The 25,172-nt window shown below is 39.0% G+C and carries 25 protein-coding genes; 9 read left to right on the top strand and 16 right to left on the bottom strand.

Annotated features, from left to right (window positions below):
• Nucleotides 1–76 precede the first annotated feature (76 nt).
• The 5 genes from IPM47_03925 to IPM47_03905 form a co-directional block, all read right to left on the bottom strand.
• Nucleotides 77–451: a hypothetical protein gene (locus IPM47_03925; GenBank protein QQS30108.1), complete on the bottom strand. Its 375-nt coding sequence runs from the start codon at nucleotides 449–451 to the stop codon at nucleotides 77–79.
• Nucleotides 444–812 carry a hypothetical protein gene (locus IPM47_03920; GenBank protein ID QQS30107.1) on the bottom strand — a complete coding sequence of 123 codons (369 nt, stop codon included), beginning with the start codon at nucleotides 810–812 and terminating at the stop codon, nucleotides 444–446. Before IPM47_03920 ends, IPM47_03925 begins: the two co-directional genes overlap by 8 nt.
• A 116-nt stretch (nucleotides 813–928) precedes the next feature.
• Nucleotides 929–1,825, bottom strand: a complete 897-nt coding sequence (locus tag IPM47_03915; protein ID QQS30106.1) for a CfrBI family restriction endonuclease — start codon at nucleotides 1,823–1,825, stop codon at nucleotides 929–931.
• A complete protein-coding gene (locus IPM47_03910) occupies nucleotides 1,812–3,200 on the bottom strand; it encodes a restriction endonuclease subunit M (GenBank protein ID QQS30105.1) in 1,389 nt (462 codons plus the stop codon). The genes IPM47_03915 and IPM47_03910 overlap by 14 nt, the downstream gene beginning before the upstream one ends.
• Before the next feature lie 289 nt (nucleotides 3,201–3,489).
• Nucleotides 3,490–3,759 (bottom strand): YtxH domain-containing protein, encoded by a 270-nt coding sequence (locus IPM47_03905; GenBank protein ID QQS30104.1) that lies wholly within the window; start codon nucleotides 3,757–3,759, stop codon nucleotides 3,490–3,492.
• A 221-nt stretch (nucleotides 3,760–3,980) separates the two neighbouring features.
• On the opposite strand from IPM47_03905, the gene IPM47_03900 reads away from it, so the two are divergent.
• From IPM47_03900 to IPM47_03880, 5 genes are all read left to right on the top strand, one after another.
• On the top strand, nucleotides 3,981–4,901 hold the full coding sequence (locus tag IPM47_03900) for an ATP-binding cassette domain-containing protein (protein QQS30103.1): 921 nt from the start codon (nucleotides 3,981–3,983) through the stop codon (nucleotides 4,899–4,901).
• A gap of 21 nt (nucleotides 4,902–4,922) precedes the next feature.
• Nucleotides 4,923–5,237: a hypothetical protein gene (locus tag IPM47_03895; protein ID QQS30102.1), complete on the top strand. Its 315-nt coding sequence runs from the start codon at nucleotides 4,923–4,925 to the stop codon at nucleotides 5,235–5,237.
• Between the two features lie 39 nt (nucleotides 5,238–5,276).
• Nucleotides 5,277–6,587, top strand: a complete 1,311-nt coding sequence (locus IPM47_03890; protein ID QQS30101.1) for an ABC transporter permease — start codon at nucleotides 5,277–5,279, stop codon at nucleotides 6,585–6,587.
• Between the two features lie 167 nt (nucleotides 6,588–6,754).
• Complete coding sequence (locus IPM47_03885; protein QQS30100.1) at nucleotides 6,755–7,369, top strand: riboflavin synthase; 615 nt, start codon at nucleotides 6,755–6,757, stop codon at nucleotides 7,367–7,369.
• Between the two features lie 40 nt (nucleotides 7,370–7,409).
• Nucleotides 7,410–8,192, top strand: a complete 783-nt coding sequence (locus tag IPM47_03880) for a TIGR02757 family protein (protein QQS30099.1) — start codon at nucleotides 7,410–7,412, stop codon at nucleotides 8,190–8,192.
• A 163-nt stretch (nucleotides 8,193–8,355) separates the two neighbouring features.
• Here the strand turns inward: IPM47_03880 and IPM47_03875 are convergent, their stop codons facing one another.
• From IPM47_03875 to IPM47_03830, 10 genes are all read right to left on the bottom strand, one after another.
• Nucleotides 8,356–9,021 carry a hypothetical protein gene (locus tag IPM47_03875; GenBank protein ID QQS30098.1) on the bottom strand — a complete coding sequence of 222 codons (666 nt, stop codon included), beginning with the start codon at nucleotides 9,019–9,021 and terminating at the stop codon, nucleotides 8,356–8,358.
• A gap of 82 nt (nucleotides 9,022–9,103) precedes the next feature.
• A complete protein-coding gene (locus tag IPM47_03870) occupies nucleotides 9,104–9,586 on the bottom strand; it encodes a GNAT family N-acetyltransferase (protein QQS30097.1) in 483 nt (160 codons plus the stop codon).
• A gap of 702 nt (nucleotides 9,587–10,288) precedes the next feature.
• Entirely contained in the window at nucleotides 10,289–10,885 is a 597-nt protein-coding gene (locus tag IPM47_03865; GenBank protein ID QQS30096.1) for a nitroreductase family protein, read from the bottom strand.
• An 80-nt stretch (nucleotides 10,886–10,965) separates the two neighbouring features.
• Complete coding sequence (locus IPM47_03860; GenBank protein QQS30095.1) at nucleotides 10,966–11,841, bottom strand: pirin family protein; 876 nt, start codon at nucleotides 11,839–11,841, stop codon at nucleotides 10,966–10,968.
• Between the two features lie 179 nt (nucleotides 11,842–12,020).
• A complete protein-coding gene (locus tag IPM47_03855) occupies nucleotides 12,021–12,872 on the bottom strand; it encodes a sulfite exporter TauE/SafE family protein (GenBank protein ID QQS31376.1) in 852 nt (283 codons plus the stop codon).
• 492 nt (nucleotides 12,873–13,364) lie between these two features.
• The gene (locus tag IPM47_03850; protein QQS30094.1) at nucleotides 13,365–14,174 is read right to left on the bottom strand and encodes a hypothetical protein; all 810 of its coding nucleotides are present in this window, start codon (nucleotides 14,172–14,174) and stop codon (nucleotides 13,365–13,367) included.
• 72 nt (nucleotides 14,175–14,246) lie between these two features.
• A complete protein-coding gene (locus tag IPM47_03845; protein QQS30093.1) occupies nucleotides 14,247–14,873 on the bottom strand; it encodes a hypothetical protein in 627 nt (208 codons plus the stop codon).
• Between the two features lie 499 nt (nucleotides 14,874–15,372).
• Nucleotides 15,373–16,728, bottom strand: coding sequence for a peptidylprolyl isomerase (locus IPM47_03840; protein QQS30092.1), 1,356 nt, complete (start codon nucleotides 16,726–16,728; stop codon nucleotides 15,373–15,375).
• Nucleotides 16,729–16,817: 89 nt separating this feature from the next.
• Nucleotides 16,818–17,708 carry a hypothetical protein gene (locus IPM47_03835; GenBank protein ID QQS30091.1) on the bottom strand — a complete coding sequence of 297 codons (891 nt, stop codon included), beginning with the start codon at nucleotides 17,706–17,708 and terminating at the stop codon, nucleotides 16,818–16,820.
• 109 nt (nucleotides 17,709–17,817) lie between these two features.
• Nucleotides 17,818–19,842, bottom strand: coding sequence for a peptidylprolyl isomerase (locus tag IPM47_03830; GenBank protein QQS30090.1), 2,025 nt, complete (start codon nucleotides 19,840–19,842; stop codon nucleotides 17,818–17,820).
• Nucleotides 19,843–20,350: 508 nt separating this feature from the next.
• On the opposite strand from IPM47_03830, the gene IPM47_03825 reads away from it, so the two are divergent.
• From IPM47_03825 to IPM47_03815, 3 genes are read left to right on the top strand one after another with little or no spacing between them, the layout of a single operon-like run.
• Nucleotides 20,351–21,790: a tetratricopeptide repeat protein gene (locus tag IPM47_03825; GenBank protein QQS30089.1), complete on the top strand. Its 1,440-nt coding sequence runs from the start codon at nucleotides 20,351–20,353 to the stop codon at nucleotides 21,788–21,790.
• Nucleotides 21,791–21,845: 55 nt separating this feature from the next.
• A complete protein-coding gene (locus tag IPM47_03820) occupies nucleotides 21,846–22,361 on the top strand; it encodes a hypothetical protein (GenBank protein QQS30088.1) in 516 nt (171 codons plus the stop codon).
• Nucleotides 22,354–23,427: a CHAT domain-containing protein gene (locus IPM47_03815; protein QQS30087.1), complete on the top strand. Its 1,074-nt coding sequence runs from the start codon at nucleotides 22,354–22,356 to the stop codon at nucleotides 23,425–23,427. The genes IPM47_03820 and IPM47_03815 overlap by 8 nt, the downstream gene beginning before the upstream one ends.
• 52 nt (nucleotides 23,428–23,479) lie before the next feature.
• On the opposite strand, the gene IPM47_03810 is transcribed toward IPM47_03815, so the two are convergent.
• Nucleotides 23,480–23,665, bottom strand: coding sequence for an NfeD family protein (locus IPM47_03810; protein QQS30086.1), 186 nt, complete (start codon nucleotides 23,663–23,665; stop codon nucleotides 23,480–23,482).
• Between the two features lie 373 nt (nucleotides 23,666–24,038).
• On the opposite strand from IPM47_03810, the gene IPM47_03805 reads away from it, so the two are divergent.
• Nucleotides 24,039–25,139 carry a hypothetical protein gene (locus IPM47_03805; GenBank protein ID QQS30085.1) on the top strand — a complete coding sequence of 367 codons (1,101 nt, stop codon included), beginning with the start codon at nucleotides 24,039–24,041 and terminating at the stop codon, nucleotides 25,137–25,139.
• Nucleotides 25,140–25,172: the final 33 nt, after the last annotated feature.

The following is a 25,172-nucleotide window of genomic DNA, read 5'->3' as shown; positions in this document are numbered from 1 at the left end:
TCAGACAACAGGCATGCCCCGATTATGTGGTATTGATTATCGCCACAAGATTTTTATGGTCGTGAATAACCACCCATTACTCCTCTTCTTCTTTTTCGGCTTTCTCTATATTTTGAGCAGAACCGGAGGGTCTTCCGGAAATGGTTCCGAGATAGGTTTCTAAAATGAGGATAAAATTGATAAACAGGTCGCTGATTTGTTTCATCATCATTGCCCTTTTGCGTTTGCGTTTGGCAATGGCTTTCAGTTCTGTTTCGCTTGCTTCACCCGAAGCCAGAACAGCATTGTCGTCAACCGATTCAAAAAACATGCGGCCGGCATACTGAAGCGGGCTGAAAGCGGCTTTAAGCTGCAACAGGCTTTTTTTGATTTCCAACTCCTGTTCTTTCATCTTGAGTTTCAGGCGTTGTTTTTCGAGGTCTAATTTATAGGCGTTCCTGCTTTTAATCATTTTTTTCGTTTTCTTCTATGCTTTCTAAAATAAAGGCAAAAAAGCGGTGGTCAATAAAGCGTTTGATGCGTTTCCAGAATAAGATGATAATCAGGGTAAAAAACAGGTAAGAACCTGCAAAAATACCAAATCCCAAGGGCAGGGATTGGAATGTATGGGCAATGAGTATCGCCACAAATATATTGGCAAACAGGAAGGTAAAAAACAAAAACAAAATAATAATCAGCGATAACAAGATAAAAGAAGAAGTTGACGCTGCCCGTTCCAACCCGCTGATGCGGTAATATTCAAGCCGCAGTTCAACATACTTTTGTATGTCTTTGAGCAATTGCTCTGCTGCCGATAAATTTCCTGTTTCCAAATTTCTTGTTTTTAGTAAGTAAGTATTGATGTTAAAATGCTCTAAGAGTGTCTAATGGTCAGGATTACAAGTGGTGTTATCTGAATTTCAATCCGTTAACATAGTTTTGTTTGGTATTATTCAAGAAATTCGTTCAGTATTTTATCTAAATGATTGTCTAAATCTCCTTCAAATTCTTTATGTGGGATGGCAAGTTCTCCTAAAACTTTTCCAAACTTTTTATATCCATCTTCATCGCGAAGTTCAACCCATTTTACATTTAGTTTATCAGCTTGTTGTTTGTTCAAATCAGAAAGTTTATCAGCGACAAAAACATTACTTTCTCTTGCAAAAATTGCATCTGCGCTTTCAGGATTACCTCGCCCCATTAGTTTTACTTCACAGCGATAATATGTTTCATTGTTTATCAAGTAAAAATCTACTTCCCGCATACTTGGCGGAATCTTGCTTTGGTCGAAGTGCTCAAATGGAACGGAATAAACTTTGCAAAGTGTTGCCATTAAATACTTTTCAACACGCTTTCCGGCAGTACTCCAAAGCCCTCCACGAAGTGCCGAACGCTTTACCGCAAGAGTATTGATTACAATTAAACTTTCATTAATGTTCAATTCTACACTAATGCCTCTAAATTTAATTGTTATTATTAAATCTATGTCCTGTTGATTTTCTATCAAACTACTTATAGTTTGGTACAATATATCGTAATGTTCGTTTGAAGCATCAATGACAATTCCCTTTGATGCAGAATTATACATATTGGTGATTGTCTTTTTGTTAAGACCGGAATTAATAGCAATTTCATCCGAACTTAATTCGTTATTCAAAAAAATCTTCTTGTACCAATCTATTGATACATCTTGATTTAAAAGCTTCGCTTCTATAACTTTTTTGAAAAAATCAATAGCAAATTGTAAAAATTCGGCATTAATCAAGGCAATCACCTCTATTCTGTAATCCAGTCCTTTTATTAGTCGTTTAATTATGTTTTTTACTACATGGTTAGTTAATGTCATTTGCGATAGTTTTAAATTCTTCCAAACTTACAAATTTTGTTTGACGGTTATTAAAAATCTCATCCGGCTTTGCCTTAGTTTTCATATATTCAAAATACTTCGGCTCTTTTTCTGTTAAAAAAAACAATCTATCCAAAGCTTTTGCTGTTCTGCCGACCGTTCCGCTTCCGCTAAACGGATCAAAAACCAAATCTCCTTTGTAAGAGTAATATTGTATTACTCTTTTACACAACTCAACAGGAAAAATAGCGGAATGTACTTTGTCAAAGCAGGGGTCAATTTTCCAAACGTTGGTCGTTTCATAGCCATCCGCAACCTTACTGCTTTCGACAGTCTGCCAGTCATAGCTTCTGATGTTCCAATCCAATAGCTTTTCTGTTGATTTCCTGTAAACCATTAAGTATTCCGTTACCGCATTAGGTTTGTAGCCCAGGGGTTTACGATGTTGCATAAACCCACCAATTCTGTTTTTAACGCTTGCTTCGGGTTTCAACCAGATAATATCGTCTATAAACTCCCAACCATTTTTAACTAAATAAGGATGTAGATCAAAAGGAATACCATAGCGTTTGCTTGAATGTGAGCGGCTTACTCTCGGAATAATAACAGGCGATGTATTTACAATTAAAAATCGACCTTCTTTTGTAATTCGGTGTGTTTCCAAGAAAACTTCTTCCAAAAATTCCAAATAGGCCTTATAACTGGGATAAATTGAATAATCCCTTGCATTATAATAGGGCGGTGAAGTGAATGTAAGATGTATGCTTTCTTCCGGTACATACTTTAATGCTTGCAGGACATCAGCATTTACGACAACATTTTTAAGAAACTCGTAGGTTTCTTGGTGAGGTATTGTACCGGTATTCGGGATAGTAACCGCATAATACTCTTTGTATATAACAGTCCTAACCATTTCGTTAGGATGATTTAACAAAGGTTTTAAATAAGCCTCCACTTCTTTGTCTTTTTCAAATACCAAAAGTCCGCGAATAGCTTGACAAACTATTTTAGGATCTCCGTCGTTTAAAAATTTTAACAGAAGTGGTTTGTTTACGATATTTCTCTGTCTACCTATTGAAGATACTATTTCACGTTTAACGGAAGTGTCTGTTTCAGTTTCGTAAAGTTCGTAAAGTTTGGAAATATCTGTATTGCCATTGAGTTTACCGATATTTTTAACGGCATTTAACCGTACCTGATGATGTTTATGGGTTAAAAGTTCATACAAGAACGAACTGTCAAAGTTATAAGGAAGTTGTCCCAAACTTTGAAGGATAAAGTTAATTGTTCCAGAGTCGCGCTGATTTTTTATTAAATCACCTATCTCTCCGTTCCCTTTATGTTTCAGTTCCTTTATTAAGTCTTTTGTTATCATTTATCCTGACTGTTATTGTTTAACCCGATAACGTACTGTAACCCAACTCAACGTCTTGTATAGCAAAAGAAAAGTTAAAACTTATCCGTTCTTTCAGAAAACGTTCAACCCATAAAAAAGCAGGCGGCAACCTATCTTCAGGATAAAACCATCTGAAGCCGTATTAAAAAGAAAGCCTAAAATCGGCATAACTTAACCAGTTTAGTGAAGCAGTCCATAGACACACCCCTCCCCTTAGCGTTCGATTAAACGATATTCTTCCGAAAGAAAAACCCTTACCCCTGCCCTCTCAGGCATTTGCACCACTGATGCTGTCCACATCTAATTTGCCGTTTCCGTTCATTTGTTTGGCGGCATCTTCGGCGAGTTCTTCGACCGTTACTTTCCAGTCGTTCAGGGCATCCATGCTTTTTTCGGCTTTAGCTTCCAGTTCCAAGCGGATTTTTTTGGCCTGACGAAGCAGTTTTTTGCGGGTTTTTTTACCGCTTTGCGGAGCAAACAACATCGCAATAGCAGCACCCAAGGCAAATACAATTAAAAACCACAATAACCTTTTCATGATTTAAGTTTCTGAGTGTAATTTTTAAAAATAAATAATATTGCAAAGTTAACAATAAACCTGCGAAATTGAACTATTTTGGCAAACTGTTTTAAAACCTCCTGCCTGTTCTTATGTTGTAAGTTTTGACAGGTTCATTTCACATATATAATAATCTGTTTTGCCCTGAGTTTGTTGACAGGGCGAGGGATGCTTTTTTTGTTTAATTTACCCCTTTGCTTATGGATTTATTGGTAATAGACAATGTGGTTAAGGTGTTTGGTAATACAAATGCGGTGGACCATATCAGTCTTTGTGTGCCCGAACAAACAATTTTCGGACTTTTGGGACCGAATGGAGCAGGAAAAACCACGCTAATCAGGATGATTACCGATATTTTGTATCAGGACAGCGGCTTCATTACCCTCCACAATATTCCCGACAATTCGAACAGGAGTTTGTATATCGGATATATGCCCGAAGAACGGGGATTGTACAAAAAAATGAAAGTGGGCGAACATTTGCTTTACCTCGCCCAACTGAAAAATCTTTCTGCAAAACAAGCCAAAGAAAAACTGAGTTACTGGTCTGAAAAATTTTCAATTTCCGATTGGTGGAACAAACAAGTGGGGGAATTGTCGAAGGGAATGCAGCAAAAAGTGCAGTTTATTGCTACCGTTATCCACGAACCTAAACTTATAATTCTGGATGAGCCTTTTTCAGGATTAGACCCCATCAACACCAATCTTATAAAAGACGAGATTTACAACCTGAAGCAAAAAGGCGCTACTATCCTTTTTTCTACCCACAGAATGGAACAGGTAGAAGAAATTTGTGAACGGATTGTATTGGTCAATAAAGGCAAAGTGATTTTAGAGGGCGGAGTGCAGGAATTAAAAAGCCGGTTTAAGGAAAATAAATTTCAATTGGATTACGAAGGAACGTTGCCACAAAATTTGCCTGATACGTTACCCTTTGAAGTGCTGAATCAATCCGAACAACAATTTATACTACATATCAAAGACGGGTTTACCGCCAATCATATTTTGCAGTTTTTTATCGAAAACGGGCTTTCGGTCAAGGCCTTTAATGAAATTCTGCCCTCCATCAATGAGATTTTTATCTCGCAGGTTCACGAAAATGCACAAGCTGTATCGCAATAGCAGACACTGAAACATTAGGTAATGAAAATAACTGAAAAACTCTTTAAAATATTTCTTACCCTTCAAGGCATCCTGTTTTTACTATTGGCCTTTCACAACAGTGTCCGTCCAATCGGAAATCTGTTGGCTTATTCCGTTATACTGCTTTTGTTTTCCAGTCCCGTATTGCTGACTGTCAGCGTCCTACAATTGTTTTCAAAAACGGGTCATTTGCCCCACCCACAAATCATCGTTCATAAAACCTCAGCAATTGTCGGAATAGTAGCCGGTATGCTTGGTTTGTCTTTGATAGTTATGTTTTATCTTGCTTTAAACAGTTTTCTTGAATCTTTTTAATTTGGTCATCCGGCTAAAACTTCAAACTTATTGGTATTTATGCGAAAAATTGGGCTTATCATAAAAAGAGAATATCTGAGCAGGGTGAAAAAGAAATCTTTTATTTTAACCACCCTGCTTGTCCCCATCGGATTTTTATTGTTGTTTGCGGTTCAGTTTATATTGATTGCGTTTAACTCTGATACGCTTAGAATTGTGGTCAAAGATGATACGGGAAATTTTGCCCACCGCATTAAAGACACAGAAACGCTGTATTTTAAAAAGTCCAATGAAACGCTGGAACAATTACAATCTAATTATATTGAGCAGGGGTACGATGGGGTCTTGTATATCCCACAACTCAATTTGGACAATCCCAACGGCATTACCTATTTTTCGGACAAACTACTGGGGCTTTCTGCAAAGTCATATATCCAAAACGAACTGAAAGACGAATTGCGAAAGCTGAAACTGGCAGAGTTGGGAGTGAATGACGAGGTTTATAACCGGGTTCAGAAAATACAGGTGAATGTTTCGGAAAAGGCTTCGGGAGGAAGCACCGGAAACACCGGATTGGCAACGGCGGTGGGCTTTATTATGGGATTTTTGATGTACATGATCATATTTATCTACGGAGCGATGGTGATGCGCGGGGTGATGGAAGAAAAAACAAACCGCATTGTGGAGGTGTTGCTCTCTTCGGTTCGCCCGTTTCAGTTGATGATTGGTAAAATAGTAGGCATCGGAGCAGTGGGCTTAACCCAGTTTGTTATTTGGGTTGTTTTGATGTTTTTAATCAACCTCGGTTTGGGCTTTTTAGTCGGAGGAAGTGTTGGCGGTATGTCCGGAACCTTTGGCAGTGGCGGTGGAATTGGGGGGAATGAACAACAGATGGAACAAGCCATGCAAATAGCGCAAAGCATACAAGAGCAGATAAGCAACCTTCCGGTTGGAATGTTAGTAATCGGCTTTATCTTTTACTTTTTGTTTGGCTATATCATGTATGCCGCTTTGTTTGCTGCTGTCGGGTCGGCTGTCAACGATGAAAGTGAAACCCAGTCGCTTACTTTTCCGGTCAGTTTGCCCATCATCATTTCTATTTTTATTTTAAGTGCCGTCATGGAATCTCCCAATAGCGGGCTGGCTTTCTGGTCTTCGCTCATTCCGCTGTTTTCGCCCATCATCATGCCTTTTCGCATTGCATTTGGTGTTCCGGTATGGGAATTACTGTTGTCAATGGTATTGTTGATAGCAGGTTCTTTGGCGATGGTCTGGCTGTCTGCAAAAATTTACCGCACCGGCATTTTGCTCTACGGAAAAAAAGTAACCCTTTCTGAAATTGCCCGATGGATGGTCCGAAGTGCTACCTGATGACCTGTTTGTTTAATTTTTATTCCGTCATCTGTCGGCTATGTTTTTTTGTTATGTTTTTTACGCCCGCTGATTACGCGGATGTTCGCAGACAGGTTAATAGTATTGGGGATAAAAACCCGTAGGGATTGCTGCCTATTCTAAAATAAAAATCTTCGTCAAAATTCATGTTTACCGGCATTATCGAAATACTCGGAACGGTTTATGCCCTCGAAAAAGAGGGAACAAACCTGCATCTGACCATTCAATCAGACATCAGTCCCGAACTAAAAATTGACCAAAGTGTCGCCCATAACGGTGTTTGTCTCACTGTGGTAGAGGTCAACGCTCAGGAACGCCTGCATCGGGTTACCGCTATTTATGAAACTTTGTCGAAAACAAATCTGAGCCGGTTAAAGGTGGGGCATCCGGTCAATTTAGAACGATGTATGCAGGTAAATGACCGCATTGACGGACATTTTGTGCAAGGGCATGTGGATCAAACCGCCTTATGCACCAAAATTGAAGAATTAGACGGCAGCCGTTATTTTACCTTTTCCTACGAACCCCTGACCGATAATATTCTGGTGGACAAAGGCTCCGTTTGTGTGGACGGCACAAGCCTGACCATTGTCAGGGCAACCGAACGGGAATTTACCGTTGCCATTATTCCTTACACCTATCAACATACCGTTTTTCATACTTACCGTCCCGGAACATTGGTCAACCTTGAGTTCGATATAATTGGAAAATACATAACCGCCCTGTTTAACCGGTATCACCGCAACGAAAAAAACGGGTAATTTCGCCCCAACTCTAACTGCCCGACTCGCTTTTCCAAACATGACAGACAGCCAGTTATCCGAATTGCTCGAAAGCAAATTTGCTCAGTTTAACCACCCTTCGTTTATCGAAAACGACCCCATCTCAATACCCCACCGTTTTTCACGACTACCCGATATTGAAATTTCAGCCTTTATCAGCGCCATCCTGTCCTGGGGAAGCCGAAAAGCTATCATCAAAAGTGCCTCCAATTTTCTCCGATTGATGGATAACAGCCCTTGCGATTTTGTGCTAAATTGCACAGATTCAGACCTGAAACCATTTGTCCACTTCAAACACCGGACATTTAACCCCACCGATGCACTCTATTTTATTGCTTTTTTCAAACAATACTACCAACAATACCTTTCTTTGGAACAGGCCTTTGCCCAAAACCTGCTTCCTGAAGACGAACATACCGGAAAGGCATTAGCCGGTTTTCACAATTTGTTTTTCGGTTTGCCTTTTGCCCCGCTCAGAACCAGAAAACATATTTCCACCCCGGTTAAAAATTCGGCGTGTAAACGGTTGAATATGTTTTTGAGGTGGATGGTCAGAACAGATTCTGCCGGAATAGATTTCGGGCTTTGGAAACAAATTCTTCCTTCGCAACTACTGTGCCCGCTCGATGTGCATGTTGACCGCATTGCGCGAAACCTCGGTTTGCTTACCCGCAAACAAACCGACTGGAAAGCCACTTTGGAACTGACCCAAAACTTAAAAAAGTTTGACCCGTCAGACCCCGTCAAATACGATTTTGCCCTGTTCGGAATGGGCGTTTTGGGAAAAAACGAAATCTGGTAATAACGGGATTTTCATTTTTCGGCATGTTTTAAACAACCATGAAAGGATGGAATAACTATAAGCGCTTTAAATATTGTACAATCAATATCGTCCAATATTTTTTTAGCAACTATTTAAACCGTTGAACAATCGTTACCATTGTCGGTAGTTCGGAATTTTACAGCTATTCATGTGGATTAGGCATTGATTTTTCTAACAAAATTTCCCGTTGTTCAACATTTATCTTCCATTCTTGTAAGACAAGTTTTGTTTCAACATTAGAATAAAATTTATTCTTCATCGCGCCTGTATTGTTTATGCTGATGCCTCCGGAAGTGAACAATTGTTCAGTAGTTTCATGATTTTCGTACTTAAACAGATATTGAAATAACTCTTCCTTCTTTTTATTGTATCCGTAAATTTCCACAAAATGCCCATTGCATGAAGCATATTGATACAGTATAAATATTTTGTTGTTTAGTACCTCCTGTGTGGTTATCGTCTTACTATGGAGTTTATTGCCCTGACAAAATGATTGACTACCTATATTAAGCATTGATTTACCAAATTTCAAGGCATATTCTCCTTCAAAAATTGTCATTCCTACCTCACATCCACACCAAAGATTTTTTTCTACACCTACCTTTTCATTTATAGTAATTAACTGTATCGTATCCGGGTATTCTCCAAGCTGTTTATTACTTATTTCTGAGGTGGGGGAATTTTCTTCTTCTTTATTATCTGTTTTTCTCTCCTTATCATTTGTAACAATACTTGTACATCCGAAAAAGCTTATAAGCAACAGGTGTAGTGTGAGACTATAAATTAGTTTCCATCCTTTTAATTCCATTATTAAGCCTTGATATGTTTAATTTTCACTTGCCATCAATATATAGAGAGTGTTGCACCACTCAACCAAAACTCTACCGGTTTCAGCCTGATAACTTGTAAATAAACTCTTCGATTTCCGTTTGTCGTGAATTTGCAAACCCTTTGTCTGTTCCTACTTTAACAAAGCCGTTTTTTTCTAAAACCTTTTGCGAGCCAAAATTATCAAAAGCCACCCTTCCAAATATAGGCCTTGTATTTTCAATAGTCAGGAATTTTTTAAGCGCAAACGTAGCAATCCCTTTGCCCCAAAATTTTTTATCTATCCAATAGGTAATTTCTGCTTCGCCTTCCATCATAAATTTTGAAATGCTGCCTGCAACTACATTATTCACTTTGATTGTCTGCAAATTTTTAGTGGGGTCTTTTAAGTATTTTGCATATCTTTCAATATAGGCAGTTTTGTCGTTTGAGTCTTTTGCCGTAAAAGCCGCTAAATAGTTGGCTTCTTTGTCAAGTTGAAATTGAAAAAAAGCATTTAAGTCGTCCAAAACTGTTATGGTCAATTCAATGTTTTCAGGGCTCATTATTTTGAAGTTTTTATGCGTTTTTCTGAATAATAAACGTTTTTGAGGTGCCGTTTATCGCTTTGGGGCTGACTGTAAATTTATAGCTGAAACTTTGAACAATGCCGTCATACTACCAACTTTTAAAACGGCACAAACCTCTATAAAATCGCCAAACCTTGTTATTCAGAAACCCGACCGAGTTCTTTGATACATTATTCCAATTCTGTTTCATGGGTTCTAAAAACAAAAAATCAGCCGGCATGCAAAATAATGCACCGTTTAATCGAAAACAGGGGGGGCTTACCTAAAAAAATAACGACCTTTACCTCAGTTTTACCCCATCGTCATCCAAATGTTGAAAAACAGGTTGAAAACAGGGCTAAAAAACATGTCAATTTTAACCTAAAAAATTGACATTTTAAAGAATAAAATTGCAATTTTAAAGCTTCAAAAGTCAATTTGAGAGAAGGAAATTATAATTTTAAAGTTTCAAAAGTCAATTTGAGAGAAGAAAATTACAATTTTAAAGTTTCAAAAGTCAATTTGAGAGAAGAAAATTACAATTTTAAAGTTTCAAAAGTCAATTTAAACGAAGATAATTGCAATTTTAAAGAGGAAAATTGCAATTAAAAAGTTTTTTGAAACAGGTTTTGGGGCATTTCTAACTTCAAAACCGGCTTTTTTTGAAGAAGCTATGGTTGTTTTTCGTTATTTTTTGGTTTAAACGTCAGAGGGAGGTTGATTCCATTCATTTTGATGTACAAAATTGCCGATGGGCAGTCGGGTTCTTGGGTTTAATTCCCGGGTTTTGAAGGGTTCGACCAGCGATTCCGGAATGCCTTTGTAGCCTAATGCTATAAAAACGAGGGGTACATAACCGTCCGGCAGGTTAAAATCGGTTTTTGCTTTGGCGGCATCAAATCCTCCCATCGGATGACCGTATAAACCGTTGGCTGTAGCTTCCAACATCAGGCACATATTGGCGGACCCTAAATCATGATAAGCCCATGGGAGTGGTTTTCCATCTTCTGTTTGGGTTTTGGCAACAGCCATTATCAAAACGGCGGCATTGCCGGCCCAGGCGCGGTTTCCGCCGGTCAGACATTCAAACAGTTTGCCGAAGGCTTCGGCATCTTCGCGATGCGCATAAACATAGTTCCAGGGTTGGGAATTTCCGGAACTAAAACTCCACGATGCGGCTTCGAACAACTGCATGAGTAGGGTTTGAGATACAGGCTGTTCGGTAAAAGCTCTTGGGCTCCAGCGTTTTTTGATTTGTTCGAGCACGGGGTACCGGGTGATGGCTTCTTTGGTCATTTTACAAAGCAAGAGATTATGTTCCGGTCAATATTGATTTTGAAAGTATTGCCGGGTAAAAAATTTAAATATAGTTTCAATTACACAGTCATAGGAACATCCATCAACAGGATTTCGGCATTTGGGGTCAAGGCCGTTAGTTCAACGGTTTCCGTATTCCAGATTCCCAAACCGTCCCGTTGTTCGAGGGTTTGATTGTTGAGGGTAAAACTGCCTTTGATGACAAAGGCATATACGCCGTTGCCTGATGTTTTTACCTTGTATTGGGCAGAATTACTTTTGTCGAAACTGCCGAGGTGGAACCATGCGTTTTGATGAATCCAAACTCCTGCATCTTCAGGATTGGGCGAAAGAATTTGCTGTAGTTTGTTTTTGCGATCTGCAGGGTTCAGAGAAATTTGGTCGTACCGGGGTTTGACGTTTTTCTTGTTTGGGAATACCCATATTTGCAAAAACTTCACTTCCTTGTCTGCATTGTTGTTAAACTCGCTATGGGTAATGCCCGAACCGGCACTCATAACCTGAATATCCCCTTTTTTAATGACCTGCACATTTCCCATGCTGTCTTTGTGCTGAAGGTCTCCGTCGAGCGGAATACTGATGATTTCCATATTGTCGTGCGGATGTTTGCCAAACCCCATCGAAGGGGCAACGGTATCGTCATTCAATACTCTGAGAACGCCAAAGTGCATCCTTTCGGGGTTGTAATAGTTGGCAAAACTAAAAGAATGGTAAGAATCGAGCCATCCATGATTGGCACGGCCTCTGGTATTGGCTTTGTGCAGGACAATATTGTTCATGATGGTAGATTGTGTGTTGGGGATGTGGTTAAATCCGAGAACGTCCAAAGGGGCTAATTCGTCAATTTTGTTGTGAATCACGTTGCCCAAAACGGTATTGGCTGCAAAAATACCGGTACCGAGCAGTCCTTTTTTGAGAAATTCTTTCCGGTTCATAATCATTAGTTTTGTTGATTAACAATTGAAGGTGAAGTTGGTTGTTGGAAAGGGGAAAAAAGTAAAAAACCTGCTGGATAAAAACAGGAATGTTGACCGGAATGACAAATATGGAATTGGTGAAAGAGTTTCCCGAATGCTTTTTTAAACCGGCGAAGTATTGTGGTTTAAACCGGATTTCAGAGCAAACTTAAGATTAAGTTTGCAGCTTCGTGGAGGGTTATAACTAAACAAAAAACAATAAAAGTAATTCGGATGGTTTTGGGGGTATGGTATTGAGAAACTGCCACACCTAAGGGAGAAGCTACCAGAGAACCCACCAAAACCGGCAGGGAAAGCAACATAGAAATGCCTCCGAAAGTATAAGGCAGGGTGGTGCTTACGTTGTAAAACAGCATGTAATAAATGGTGGTAAACAGGGAAGTGATGAATAAAACCCCCAACGAAATGGAAGTAACTTTTCTGATTTTGATATTAAACAGGCTGTTCAGTAAAGGAATGAGGACAAAACCGGTGCCCAATCCGGACAAAGCAGTTAGAACGCCGCTTAATGCGCCTGCTGCGTTCAGAAAAACCACTTTGATTCGATAAGGGTGGTTGAAGACTTTTTTATGCGTGTCGTCAATCACCATTTTATACAACAAAGGGATAAACATGGCGATGAACACAATAGAAAACACGGTTTTTGAATAGTTGGCTTTTGCCAGAATATGGGTAAAAAACAACGAAAACAGGGTTGCGGGAATGGCAATGGTGATGACGGTACGGGTATAGAAATTGTGATTGACCACATGTTTCCAACATCCGGCAAGGCTGGCCAAAGTACGGGCAAAAACGGTATTCGCTATGGTTAATTGCAATACTTCCTCGCTGCTAAGTTGTCCGCCATAAAAGTGAAGCAAGAAAAAATTAAAGACCACGATATAAACAGGCGAACCGCCGATACCCAGATATCCGCCAATAAATCCACCGATAATGCCCGATAGTAGAAGTAATAATATATCTGCTATGGTAAGAATGATCGTAAGTATTTAGCAGTTTAAAATAATAATATAGAACATTTAATGACAATAAAACAATCTGTTTGTCAAATAGTGCGGTAAATGTATCAATCTGCGGTTGATTTAAAAAACGTTGGAGTCAGAATAAATTGTTTTACCAATAAACTTTACACAATCGCCCATATTAAATTGTACCTATTTAGGTAAAGTTTAAATGTAGATCTGTATTAGATTCTTAGGCGTTGCATTTTTAAACGATAAAAATTTTTAGATATTTATTGGTTAAGAAGTCAGAGCTACGCCCCTGAGGTTTCTTGGTTTTTCTATGCTGCGAAGATTACAGGACTATGCCCCCTTTATTTCTTTCAAATCTATTAGGTATGCCAAAACTTATAGGTTTTGTAAAAATAAGGACTAAATATATTTGACCTTAGTAATTTTCTCCTACACCTCCCAAAAAAAAAGCCCGATAAGGCAAATATGCTTTATCAGGCTTTTTAAATTATTTGGAACAGTGGCTGACTAAAAACCGAAAGAATCGATAATTATTTCCTCTTTATGTCCTTTGTTTCCTTTATAGCCGGTGGTCAAAGAACAAGTACCGGTGCAATTGCCCGAACAACCTTCAACGCCCATGCTTGAGGAATAAGTACAAGTGCCTTCGGTACAGGAACAAGTGCCTCTGCCTAATAGAACAATGCCTTTGTTGTCGGTAACAAATTTCTTTGGCAACTCCATCATACCAATACGACCGGCGATACTGACTAATGTATATACTTTATCACCGCTTGAAGAGGCAGGAATTTTTGCTTTAAATTCATTAATGGCCGTTTGCGCTTTTTCAGTTTGCAATAAAGCGTTAAAGACCAGGGCACCTTTTTTTGCCTGTTCAACACTTGCAAACTCTACCTTCACTTTTTTCAGAGCGAACCCTCCGTTGCTGACTGTTTGTTCAGAATGTCCTCCTGTCGGGTTTAATGCTTTGACAGAAACAGTTCCGCTACAACTCGTACATCCATCCATCGAACAGCCTTTGTGTCCGTGTCCGGAAAAAGGATTACATCCGCTGCCGGCAGTACAGGTACACGATATTTTAGCACTTTTTGCAGGCGGCAGTAAAAGACCGGTTTCACTAATGGCAAGGTATTCATAGGCCTGACCTCCGGTAACTTCTACGGTATGACTGTTTATCGTTTTTGTGGTCGCATTTTCAGGTGTCCACATCAATTTTTTAGGATTAGCCGGGCTTTTTTCTGCCATATATATATAACTGAAAGCAGAAGCTGCCAAGAATACAGTGAGCAGAAAAGCAAGAAAAGAGTACTTTTTCATTTCATTTGTTTTTAGATGTTAAAAAAGAAAAAAAACACATTCATTTTAGAAAGGAGGCTGTTTTTCGGTTGGTTACGCATTTTTAAAAGGCAACAACAATCGTCCCTTTTTGGTGGTAGTGTAAGTACCGGCTTTTAATTTGCGTTTACCGGTAATGTTGTATTTTTTTAACCAGTTTTGAGGAATGGGAATATCAATATTGTAAGTCATCGTTAAACCGGATTTGCAGGTTTCGGTTTGTGGCGGATATTGCAGGACAACCCCTTCTTTGGTTATCGTAGCACCTTCAAAGTAATTGGCAATCTGATCTAAATGTTTTTCAAAAGAACTGGATTGGCTGGTGGATTCAGTTCCTTCACCACTTCCACCGTCTCCACCTCCGGGAGTTTCACCACCATCTCCACCGGGAGTTTCTGTTTCAGTTCCGCCGCCATCACCTTCTCCGCCGCCACCGTCATCACCACCACCCTCTTTTTTCTTGAAAATTCCTCCCAAAAAATCCAGAATATCGTCAACGATTTCTGCAATAGGACCTTTTTTCCCTTCCTGACTGATTTCATTATTATCGCCTGTAACAATGGTGATGTCGCAATCTCCGGTTGGACAGTTTACTTCTATAGTAACCGGTGGTGGACAGGCCTTTGCTGTAAACACTCCGAAAACTAACATAAGCACAAACAAAACTACAAGTCTGTACATTTGTTTTAACATAGCTTTAAAAGTTTAAAAATTATGGAATGAAGTTGAACTTTATGAGAGCAGGGTATTTCCGGTTTCTTTTTTGTTATATATGGTATATGCAATGGAACTACAAACTCGAGGTTAATACCTAAGGCGGGCATATCAATAAAAGACAACGGACAGGTAAATTCTTTAATGGTTGGTTGTTATATTCGTAGTTATTAACAGTTTAAAAAAAACAGAAGCGTTTAAACCGTTGTTTGAGATGATTTTTTGAAAATGTATGGGTTAAAACTTTTTACAAACAATAGACTTAGACTCGATAAAGGTTAAAAGTTTAACAAAAGAATTCACTTTTTTTAACCTTATTTAACAAAAGGGCAAAAAAGGGTTCGTTCGGTGTGGTTAAACCCGAATACGGCAGTTTATTTCCGAATTTGTAAAGCTACAAGCAGATAGTTAACCCCAAGCGAGCAGGGTCAACAATACGGTTGGAAGTAAAGAAAGCACTGTCTGGTTATTCAGAAGTATTGGGGGTCCATTTTTGGACGGTAGGGCAGTCGAGAAACCGCTCATCAACGCGGATATAGGTTTTCGGAATCCGCCGTTGCATCCATTTTAGCATGATTCGTTCTTTTTCTCTTTCTTCCACTATGATTTTTATGCGGTTATAGTCGTCCTGCAGGTTGGCTTTATGGGGTTTTGTCCGGGTTTGAACATAAAAAATGCGGTACCCCTTTGTGCCGTCTCTCATTTCGTAGGGAACAGGCTTGGAAATTTGCCCTTCGCGGATAGTATCAATGGTAAAGTAGATGGTCGGATCTAATTCGTTCATTTCAAAAAAACTGCTTCCTTCGGGACTATACATCAGCCCTCCGGTGGCTTTGCTTTCTTCATCTTCCGAAAATTTTTCTACAGCCTCTTTAAAGCTGAGTGTCGTATCGGTCAAAATTGCAGTTCGGATACTGTCTAATCTGGAAAGGGTAGCTTGTAAATCTTCTTCAGTTACTTTGGGTTTAATCAGGATATGACGGGTATGAATTTTTTCCCCTCTGCGCTCAATCATCTGAATCAAGTGAAACCCAAACTTGCTTTCTACGGGCAGCGATATTTCGTTGTTTTTCAGTTTATAGGCTGCTCCTTCAAATTCGGGCACAAAATCCCCTCTGTTGGTCCATCCCAAATCTCCTCCCTGTTGTGCAGAACCCGGGTCTTCGGAATACAAAGATGCCAACCTCGCAAAATCTTCGTTTTCTTCTTCTATTCGTTGCTTCAGTTTTAATAAAGTTGTTTTTACCGCATCTTTTTGTGTGCGGCTGGTTTTTGGCTGAATGGCCAATTGTAACAATTCAATTTCGGCATTGTAATAAGGAATGCTGTCGGGAGGCAGGCTTTCAAAGTATTTTTTGACCTCGGCAGGGGTAATTGCTACATTGCTCAAAATCTGCCCCTGCATTCTTTGCGCCATTAAAATGCCCCGCACTTCTTCCCGAAAATCGTCTTTTATTTCAAGGATGGTTTTGCCGTAATAGGCTTCGAACTTAGCGACATCGCCCCCAAACATGCTTAAAAAATAGCGCATCCGGTTGTCTATTTCCCGTTCCACCTCTTCATCCTGCACCTCAATACTGTCAATTTCGGCTTGTGTCTGAAACATACGGTCTAATAAAAGCTGATCCAAAACAATACACTTCAGATTTCCGTCATCGGCAGTACCGCTGTTCCGATACTGATTGTACTGATTTTCTATGTCAGAGATTAAAATTATCCGGTCGCCTACAACTGCCGCTATTTCGTCAACAACCAACGCCTGAGAAAAAGCAGGAGTTTGACTAACCAAAAAGAGCGCTATAAAAAAGGTGAAGTATCGCATGTTTGTAAAGGAATTGTATAAAAGAACAAGAATGTCAATGGTTTGAAGCAAAGAGATAAGCTTTGGTATCAGGAAAAAAATAAACAACTTTAAGGTTGCCTGAAAATTTCTATCAGACCTTTGTTTAATGCCTCTTTGTAGTAACGGTTTTTGGTTTGGCGGAGGTATTCAAGGCTGCGTTTATGTACAATTATTTTTTTGATTTCCGTCATACAATAATCCAAAGGAGCCGGTTCGCCGCGGGAAACAACCGCTTCTGCTGAAAGAAAATAGGAGTTGACGGCATCAGAGTTTTGGTAAAAACGATTTCTGGAAATCAGGTTGAAATCGTTGTCTTCAAGCGGAATTTGCTTTTTTAGGTCATCCCAGGTTTTCCAGCTATGGGGTAATGAAGACGGCCATTGATGTTTTTTAGTGAGGTTGTCAAGGGTTTGCTGCGAGAACTCGTCTGTTTTTTTGAGCAAAAGTTTGACCGAATCTTTACGGGTTTCGCCTTTGGGGGTGATCACAAATGCAGCTTTCAGGATATTGTCTTCAAGCAGAAAATTTGTTTTGTTTTGTTCATAATAGCTTGCGATTTCATCCTGATTGATGAGGGTATCTGCAAATGCCCCGAGCATTTGTTGTTCAAAATTATGGATGAGCAGCGACTCTTTATAATCCTGCAATTGTTGTTCAATTCCGGGCATCTGGTTGTTAGGTTCAAATTCGGCTTGCTGTAGTAAAATTTGCCGCCGGACCCAGTTTTCAACATATTGGTTGATGATTTGAATACTGTCCTGTGCCGTTGTTTCCGGATTTACCATTCCGGTTAACTGAGACCGGTAAAGTTTGGCGTTTCCCGAACGTGCAATCAGCAGATCGCCTGCTTTTTTACCCGAAAAATATCCACATCCGTTGAACAGCAACAACCAAACTGCCCCATAGAGCAAGATGGTTGAAACGGTACAAAAAAAAGAAGATACTTTTGGAAAACACATAAGCACAAAAAGTAAGAGAGCCTTGATTACGGAGGGTTAAAAATTAAATAAAAAGCCGTCAAAACAGGGGGTCCGAAAACGGAAAAGACTGTTTTGACGGCCAAAAAATTTACTTGGATTTATACAAACTCTCCTGAACGTCTTTGTTTATTTTAACGGCATATTTGGTGCGCAACTCTTTAACCCATTCAGCCTCTAACTTGCTTTGATAATCGGCAATAACATAACCGCGGGATTCTTCCAATTTTTTAGGACCGGCCGGCATTATTTCGGTAATGACCACAAAGCTATGGGTTCCGTCCGGACTGTCTATCATATCTGAAATCCCCTTTTTCCACGCTATTCCATTGAGTACGGCGCGTTGCCCTTTTTCGTAAGCGCCGCTTTCCACCTTGAATTTTTGAACTTTTCCGGATTTTGCCTCCATTTCCATAGCTGCAAGCTCTTCAGGTGTAGCGTTTTCTGTCTTAGCGCGCAGTTCTTTTGCGGTTTCGGTGTCGGTAAATGTAAAAATATAGGCATTTGCCCGCTCCTTCCATACATATTTGTTGCTATTGGAATTGAAGAAGTTGCGCAAACCAACGGTATCTTCCATCGCTTTGTTCCAGACTTTTTTGCTCATCAGTTCGTAGAGCAAATTGCCGTCTCTGAACTCTTTCAACAAGCGCGCAAATTCGGGATATTTGGTTTCAAGCACCGATTCTTCAGCCGACATGAGCAATTCTTCCATATACAGGTTGTACAACCTTCCGGCAGTTTCTTCGGTGTTGCGGCTTCTTGCACGGAACTGATTTTTTTCGGCAAAGGCAGCGAAATCGGCCACAGTATAGGTGCGGGGATGGTTTTCTTTTGGAAAAGCAATGGTAAACAAAGGTTTGTTCAAAACAATGTTATTGCCTAAACTGTCAGCCTTCCACTGTCCTTTTTGCAAAGAGGGCGATTTGGCCATTGCATAAAGAACGCCGGTTTTTTCGTCTGCCATTTCGGTAAACTGATAATCTTTTTTAAGTCTTGCAACAAAATACTGCTGAGAAACCCGGGATCGGTTATCCCGTTCAATCCGCTTTTTGAGTTCGTCTTTTAGTTCATCATAAGAAGGAACTCCCTTTTTTTCCAACAGTTTTACAATATGCCAGCCCAATTTGGTTTTAAATGGCTTGGTGATGTCGCCGGTTTTTTTGAGCGCAAAGGCAGCCTCCTCAAACTCGGGAAGCATTTTTCCGCTTTTAAACCAAGGAAGTTCGCCTCCGGATTTAGCAGTAGTTTTATCGTCCGATTCGGCCAAGGCAGCCGCTTCAAAAGTTACTTTTTTCTTTTTGAGGCGGTTGTAAACATCCAAAGCCCGTTTTTCGGCTGCTTTTTGTTGTGTAATCGTGTCTTTTTCGGTAGATTTAATCAGGATATGAGCCACATGAACCGAACCGCGAGCGGGTCGAATATCATCTACTTTTACGAGGTGATAGCCAAACTGTGTGCGAACAGGAGGTGAAATTTTACCTTTTGGTGTGGTATATACGGCAGTTTCAAACGGATAAACGGTTTGAAAAGCGGAGAGATATCCCAAATCGCCTTTATTGTCTTTAACCGAAGGATCTTCAGAATACTTTTCGGCGAGTTTGCCAAAGTCCTGACCTTGTTCTGCATAAAGGCGGTAGATGCTCAAAGCTTTGTTGTAAGCTTTCACGGTATCATCGGGCGAAGCCTGTTCGGCAAGTTTCACTAAGATATGAGCGGTTTTTACTTCTGTTTTCATGCGCTCATAAGCCTCCCGCATCAATTGTTCGCTGATGTCTTTGTCGTAGAGGTAGGTTTTTGCAAGTTGTTTGTAATAGTCGCTGATTTGTGATTTTATTCCTGCAAGCGTATCTAATCCCAGGCTTTCGGCTTCTTTTACCTTCAACTTAAAATTGATGAACAATTCGAGGTATTCATCAATAGATTTTTTAGTGAAACGCGCGCTGTCCTGCGCATTGTGCTTTTCATACACATACAAAAACTCCGATTTTGTAACCTTTTCATTGGCATAACTAAACAAAACAGGGTCTGTCAGATTGGACGAAGTAAATACAGCAAAAAACAACATTCCTAAGAAAACAAACAGAAACCTGCCGGCAAGTACAAGATGTTTATTCATAATTTTAACAGGGATAACATGTAAGAATGAAACCAAAATATCAGAACATCAAAGCAATATCCTGATTTGAGGGTGCAAAATTAGTAAAACCCTTTTTATTTATTGTGTTGTTTTGGAAAGGTTGGCAACTGATTGACAAAAAGACCTGGAGGTGCAGGGATATGAGGGTTAAATAAAACGACAAACAATCTTGGATGAAGTTAAGAAATAGAATCTTTCAATTACCTGACTTTTTATCAGTGCAGTTTAGAACATATCCATCCTTTTTTGACCCGCCTCATAGCTTCTTATTAGATAGAATCATTGCGTTTTAGGTCAGAATTTAGAACAGAGTAAAAAATTTAAAGCTGTGCTTTAAAGAATTTTATAGCGGAAAGGATAATAAATCGGATACTTTCATTTTTCTCTCATAGCAAAGAAAAAATGGACAATCACACAAACCAATTTTTTTTCATAAGCGAAACGAAATAGTTGTTTTTTTATTAGCTTTGCAAACAATCTGTTTTACATGAAGGGTGGAAAAAAAATGATTGGGTTGGAAGAAGCCAACCTGCAATATGACAAGGCAACAGAACTGCTTAATAAAGACCTTCTTGCTGATAGTCTTAGTATTTTTGAGCAGATAGAGTTCGTATATTTTCATCACAAAGATTGGGAAAAGTACGCCCTCACCTTAAACAAGATATGCGAGTGTTTAAGGAAAAAGGGGCAAAATGAGATGGCTTTGTCTTATGGAGAAAAAGCATTAAAAATCTGTATAGAAATTTTTTCGGAGGTTCATTCTTTAACAGCAACGTCTTATTATAATATAGGAACTATCTATCGTTTTAAAGGCAATCAGGAAGAAGCATTGTCTTATTACCAAAAATCGCTGCAAATATATATTAGTTTGTATGGTGAATTAAATTTTAATGTAGGCCGAATGTATGGAAATATAGGTTCTGTTTATTTGCAATTGGGCGAATATGCCCAAGCATTAGAGTGCCACAAAAAAAACCTGAATATTGTCCTTCAGGTTACCGGAGAATATTCTTCAAATTTAGGCGATGTCTATAATAACATCGGGGCAGTACTTTCCACAACAGGAAAACATGGCGAAGCATTGCTCTATTTTACCAAAGCCTTATACATCAGAGAGCAGATCTACGGTAAATTAAATAACCTGACCGCTTACAGCTATGGAAATATCGGGGTCTCTTATTACAAAACCGGCGATTTTAACCGGGCAATTACCTATTATGAACAATGCCTTAACATTCAACTCCAATTGTTGGGCGAACTTCATCCCGATATAGCGTGGAATTATAACAGTCTGGGGGCGGTGTATAATAATTTAGGTAAAAACAGCGAGGCCATTGCCTGCTATGAAAAAAGCTTAGATATTTGGAAACATAACTGGGGCGAAACTCATCCTGATATTGCAAAATCGTACACAAATATAGGAATGGTCTATTCCGAAACCGGAGACTACAAAACCGCGTTAACATATCATCTCAAAAGTCTGGAAGTCAGGGAAAAGATATTGATCGAAAAACACCCCGAAATGTCGGTCAGTTTTAACAATATAGCCAATTGTTATCGCCATCAGGGACAATATTCTTTAGCTATGGCCAACCACATAAAATCACTGAATTGTCTGTATAAAAACTATATAGAAGCCGACCAATATTATAATCCGGTGTTGGAAGACTACTCATCGCCGGTAAGACTTTGGGAAACGTTAGAAGCAAAAGCCCGCACACATCGGGCAGCAAAAGAAGCCTATGCTGCTTTTTGTACCTACCAAACTTCTTCCAAACTTTTAGAAAAACTGCTTCCTGACTTAAACGACACTCAAAGCCAGCTCCATTGGTTGGGATTGGGTGCAGATTTACACAATGATGCCATAGAGGCCGCTTTTGAAATGGCAGTAATTCACCATCAAAATGCAACCCAATCAAACCAATAAAAAAATCTGGTTACATCGGTTATCTTAGTCTATTATATTATGAAATAGATATGCTATGCAAATGCCCGATAATGAATTTAGCCGTGCGGCGTTCTCTTTTTCAGAAAAAAGTAAAGCAGTACAATTGTTTCTAAGACTTAGAAATAAAGACACCCTTCTAAGTGCCGGAATTCCCGATGACTTGATTGAGAACGAAAAGCATCTAACCAAAGAAACTGCCGTGCTTGTTCGGAAAGTAAACGACGAAAAAAACAAACCGGTCGAAACGCGAAACACCGAATTAATTCATGAATGGCAAAACAACCTGTTTGAATTGAATCAACAATACAAGACCCTGATCAGGCTTTTTGAACAGGAATTTCCCGACTATCATCAGGTAAAATATCAAACCGCGATAACTTCGGTCGAAAACGTTCAGGAAATGCTTCAAGAAACCCAAACAGCGATGTTGGCCTACAATGTTGGTAAAAAATACATCCATGTGTTCGGCATCACAGCTTCAAAATTCGCACCTTTTCAAATACTAAAACCGGAAAACTTTGAAGAGTTGATAGAAGATTTTTTTGTTTGATATTGAAACTAAAGAAAAGGAAAACTATATACAAGTTGCCCATGAATTGTATCTTTTGTTGCTCGAACCTGTTTTAAATGTCCTGTCATTGCCATCAAAAAGCCGGCTAATCATCATCCCCGATGGAGCACTTGCATTGTTGCCTTTTGAAGTTTTGCTGACCAAATCCTCCAATGTTTATTCCCCGTTCTCAAAATTGCCATATCTGATTGAGTTATTTTTAGTTACTTATCATTCCTCAGCAACTCTTTGGCACTATCACCGCAAAAAAAATCCAACTTGGATTTCCGACATGGAACCCTCTTTTATAGGGTTTGCGCCGGTATATTCCAATTACAGGCAAAACACCATGTCAACCCTTGAAGAAGATCTCTGGGCTGATGGACTTTCTCCCGAAGAAATTAAAGCGGACATTCAACCCGGAAGCAGCAATACAAACTACCGCAAAATATTAGAGACGGATAGCCCTCAGGTTTTTCGGAAAATCACCCTGAATGGATTGGACTATACAGAACTAATGCAAACAGAAACTGAAGTTTGCAAAATTTCGGCATTGTTTTCACAACATCAGTTCAAATCTCAAACAGTATTACATTTGGACGCAACCACCAAGGCCTTTAAGGAGCAGATTTCAGGATATAAGTATGTTTTGTTTGCCGGGCATGGAGATTACAACACAGATAATCCAGAAGAAACCGGGCTGATTTTTTCACCATTACCCGAAACCTCCGGCAACTCGGTATTATATATATCAGACGCTTTCCAGCTAAAACTGCAAGCCGATCTGGTCGTTTTGAGTTGTTGCGAAAGTGGAATTGGCAATCATAACAAAGGAGATGGGATGAACAGCATGAACAGAGGTTTTTTATATGCCGGAGCTAAAAATGTCATCTATACCCTGTTTAAAGTTTTAGACGAACCAAGTTCTTTGTTTACACAGGCGTTGTTTCGGCACATTTTGTCGCAAAAGTCATACATAGAAGCTATCGCAGCCGCCAAAACCGAATTGATAGAACAGGAATTCCCCCCTTTGTATTGGAGTGGTTTTGTTTTGATGGGGAATTAAATCGCTTTGTAGAACTTCTAAAAAAAGCTCACTGAAGAATAGACCTGTACACTTAGACGAGCGGAGAAACAATCAGCTGATTAAACTCTACTTTGCGAACAATTACAATCGTACCAGCTTCAATCCATACCTGTGAACGGGCTACATAACGTTCATTATCAATAATGATATAGCCATTAAATCGTAAAACAGTAGCAGCCGTTCCTGTCAAACCAATAAGTAAGTTTAAGTTTTTCATAGCGCTTTTTTTTAAGTATGATAAGAATATAACACTATAAATTCTCTTTATTTGTTTGTTTGTACTTGCACTTTAAGTCCTGTCTCTGCAATTTGTCTGTTTTTACTTTTTTAAAAAATAGGAATAATACGTTTTTAACAAATATAGCTTTTGTTGAGTACAAAAGCACAAACAAATTGCATTTTGTTTTTACTTTTTTTATCTTTATTCAAACCTATTCTGTAATATTTTGCATTTTTTCGACTTAAATTTGCGGACACAAGTAAAAAAATGCTAAAAAAATGCAGAGAAAGCTGATTGCCTAACAAATTCCAAAGCAATGTGTCGAAAATATTGTTCTTCTTTAAATTGAAACCAACGTAGTTTATTAAGTATGCCAAGCTATCCCATTCCCTTTTTCAGAAAACTTATCAATGATGTCTTTTTAAAATACGACTCTACTCAGTCTAAAAAAAGAGTTGAAACAGGAAAAAACGGTAAAGCTATACTGAAAAATAATGAGCCTATGGGTATTTTTTTTGAAGATTTGGCCGACGATATTTCCAAAAAGGTCAAAGGAAAACAAATTATACCAGAAACATTTCAGAAAAAGTATAATCTTTTACTAAAAGAAGAGTCTGAAAATGAAGAGGGTATGGTAATCGCAAATGCCGGATTTATTGACAAGCTTTGTCAATATGCGGTAAATTTGGACGGAGAGAGTGCTGAAAGGCTATGGTTTGGAACTAATAAGGAGAAAATAATTACGCTATTAGACCAACTGGATGAGCGTAAAATAGAGGGGCTGCTCCGGTTGTCAGAAAAACTTGCAGGCGTAGGAATTAATGTCAATATTAAACCTGATAAAGGTGCAGCCACTTTTACTGTTGCCTTGAACTATATTCTCAACGAGCAATTGGAGATGTTGGATAAAATGAATCAAAACGAACAGATGTTTATTACCGGCAAACCCATGTATGAACTGTATAAATATATAGCTGAAGAATTCGAAATGAAAAGATGTTTTGCTATGAGCTATAAAGATTTGGATTATTGGAGTACTCCCGCTGCAAAACATTGGCTATCAGCCAATGAAAGAATGGTTCAGCGTGGAATTCATGTAGAACGTACTTTTATCATCAGTAGCCGAGCTGAAATAGATCACTCTGAAAAAAACAAATTAGTTCTAAGAAAACATATTCGTGATTTGGGTATTAAAATAAGATTATTGTTAGATTTAGAAGGATTTAGCAGACAATTTTCCAATCCCGGAAAAGAACTTGAATTTTCGGTGTATGATCATAAATTAGCTCTTTATTGGAATCATGAATGGGGCATATATTTAGACGTTTGGTTTAACGAAAGGGAAGTAAAAAGGTGTTTAAAAAATTACAACAATGCAATCGAATATTGCCAATTTGTGCCGCTTAAAACAATTGGCGACAAAAGGTTAATAGAAAGCGAAAAGGAACTGGATGCTTGGCTTAATGGCTAATAATAGGTATTGCAAATTCGTATTAATCCATTA

It is taken from the genome of Sphingobacteriales bacterium (assembly GCA_016700115.1).
In the GTDB taxonomy this organism is placed as follows: domain Bacteria; phylum Bacteroidota; class Bacteroidia; order Chitinophagales; family UBA2359; genus UBA2359.
This window is presented reverse-complemented; position numbering and strand designations above follow the sequence as displayed.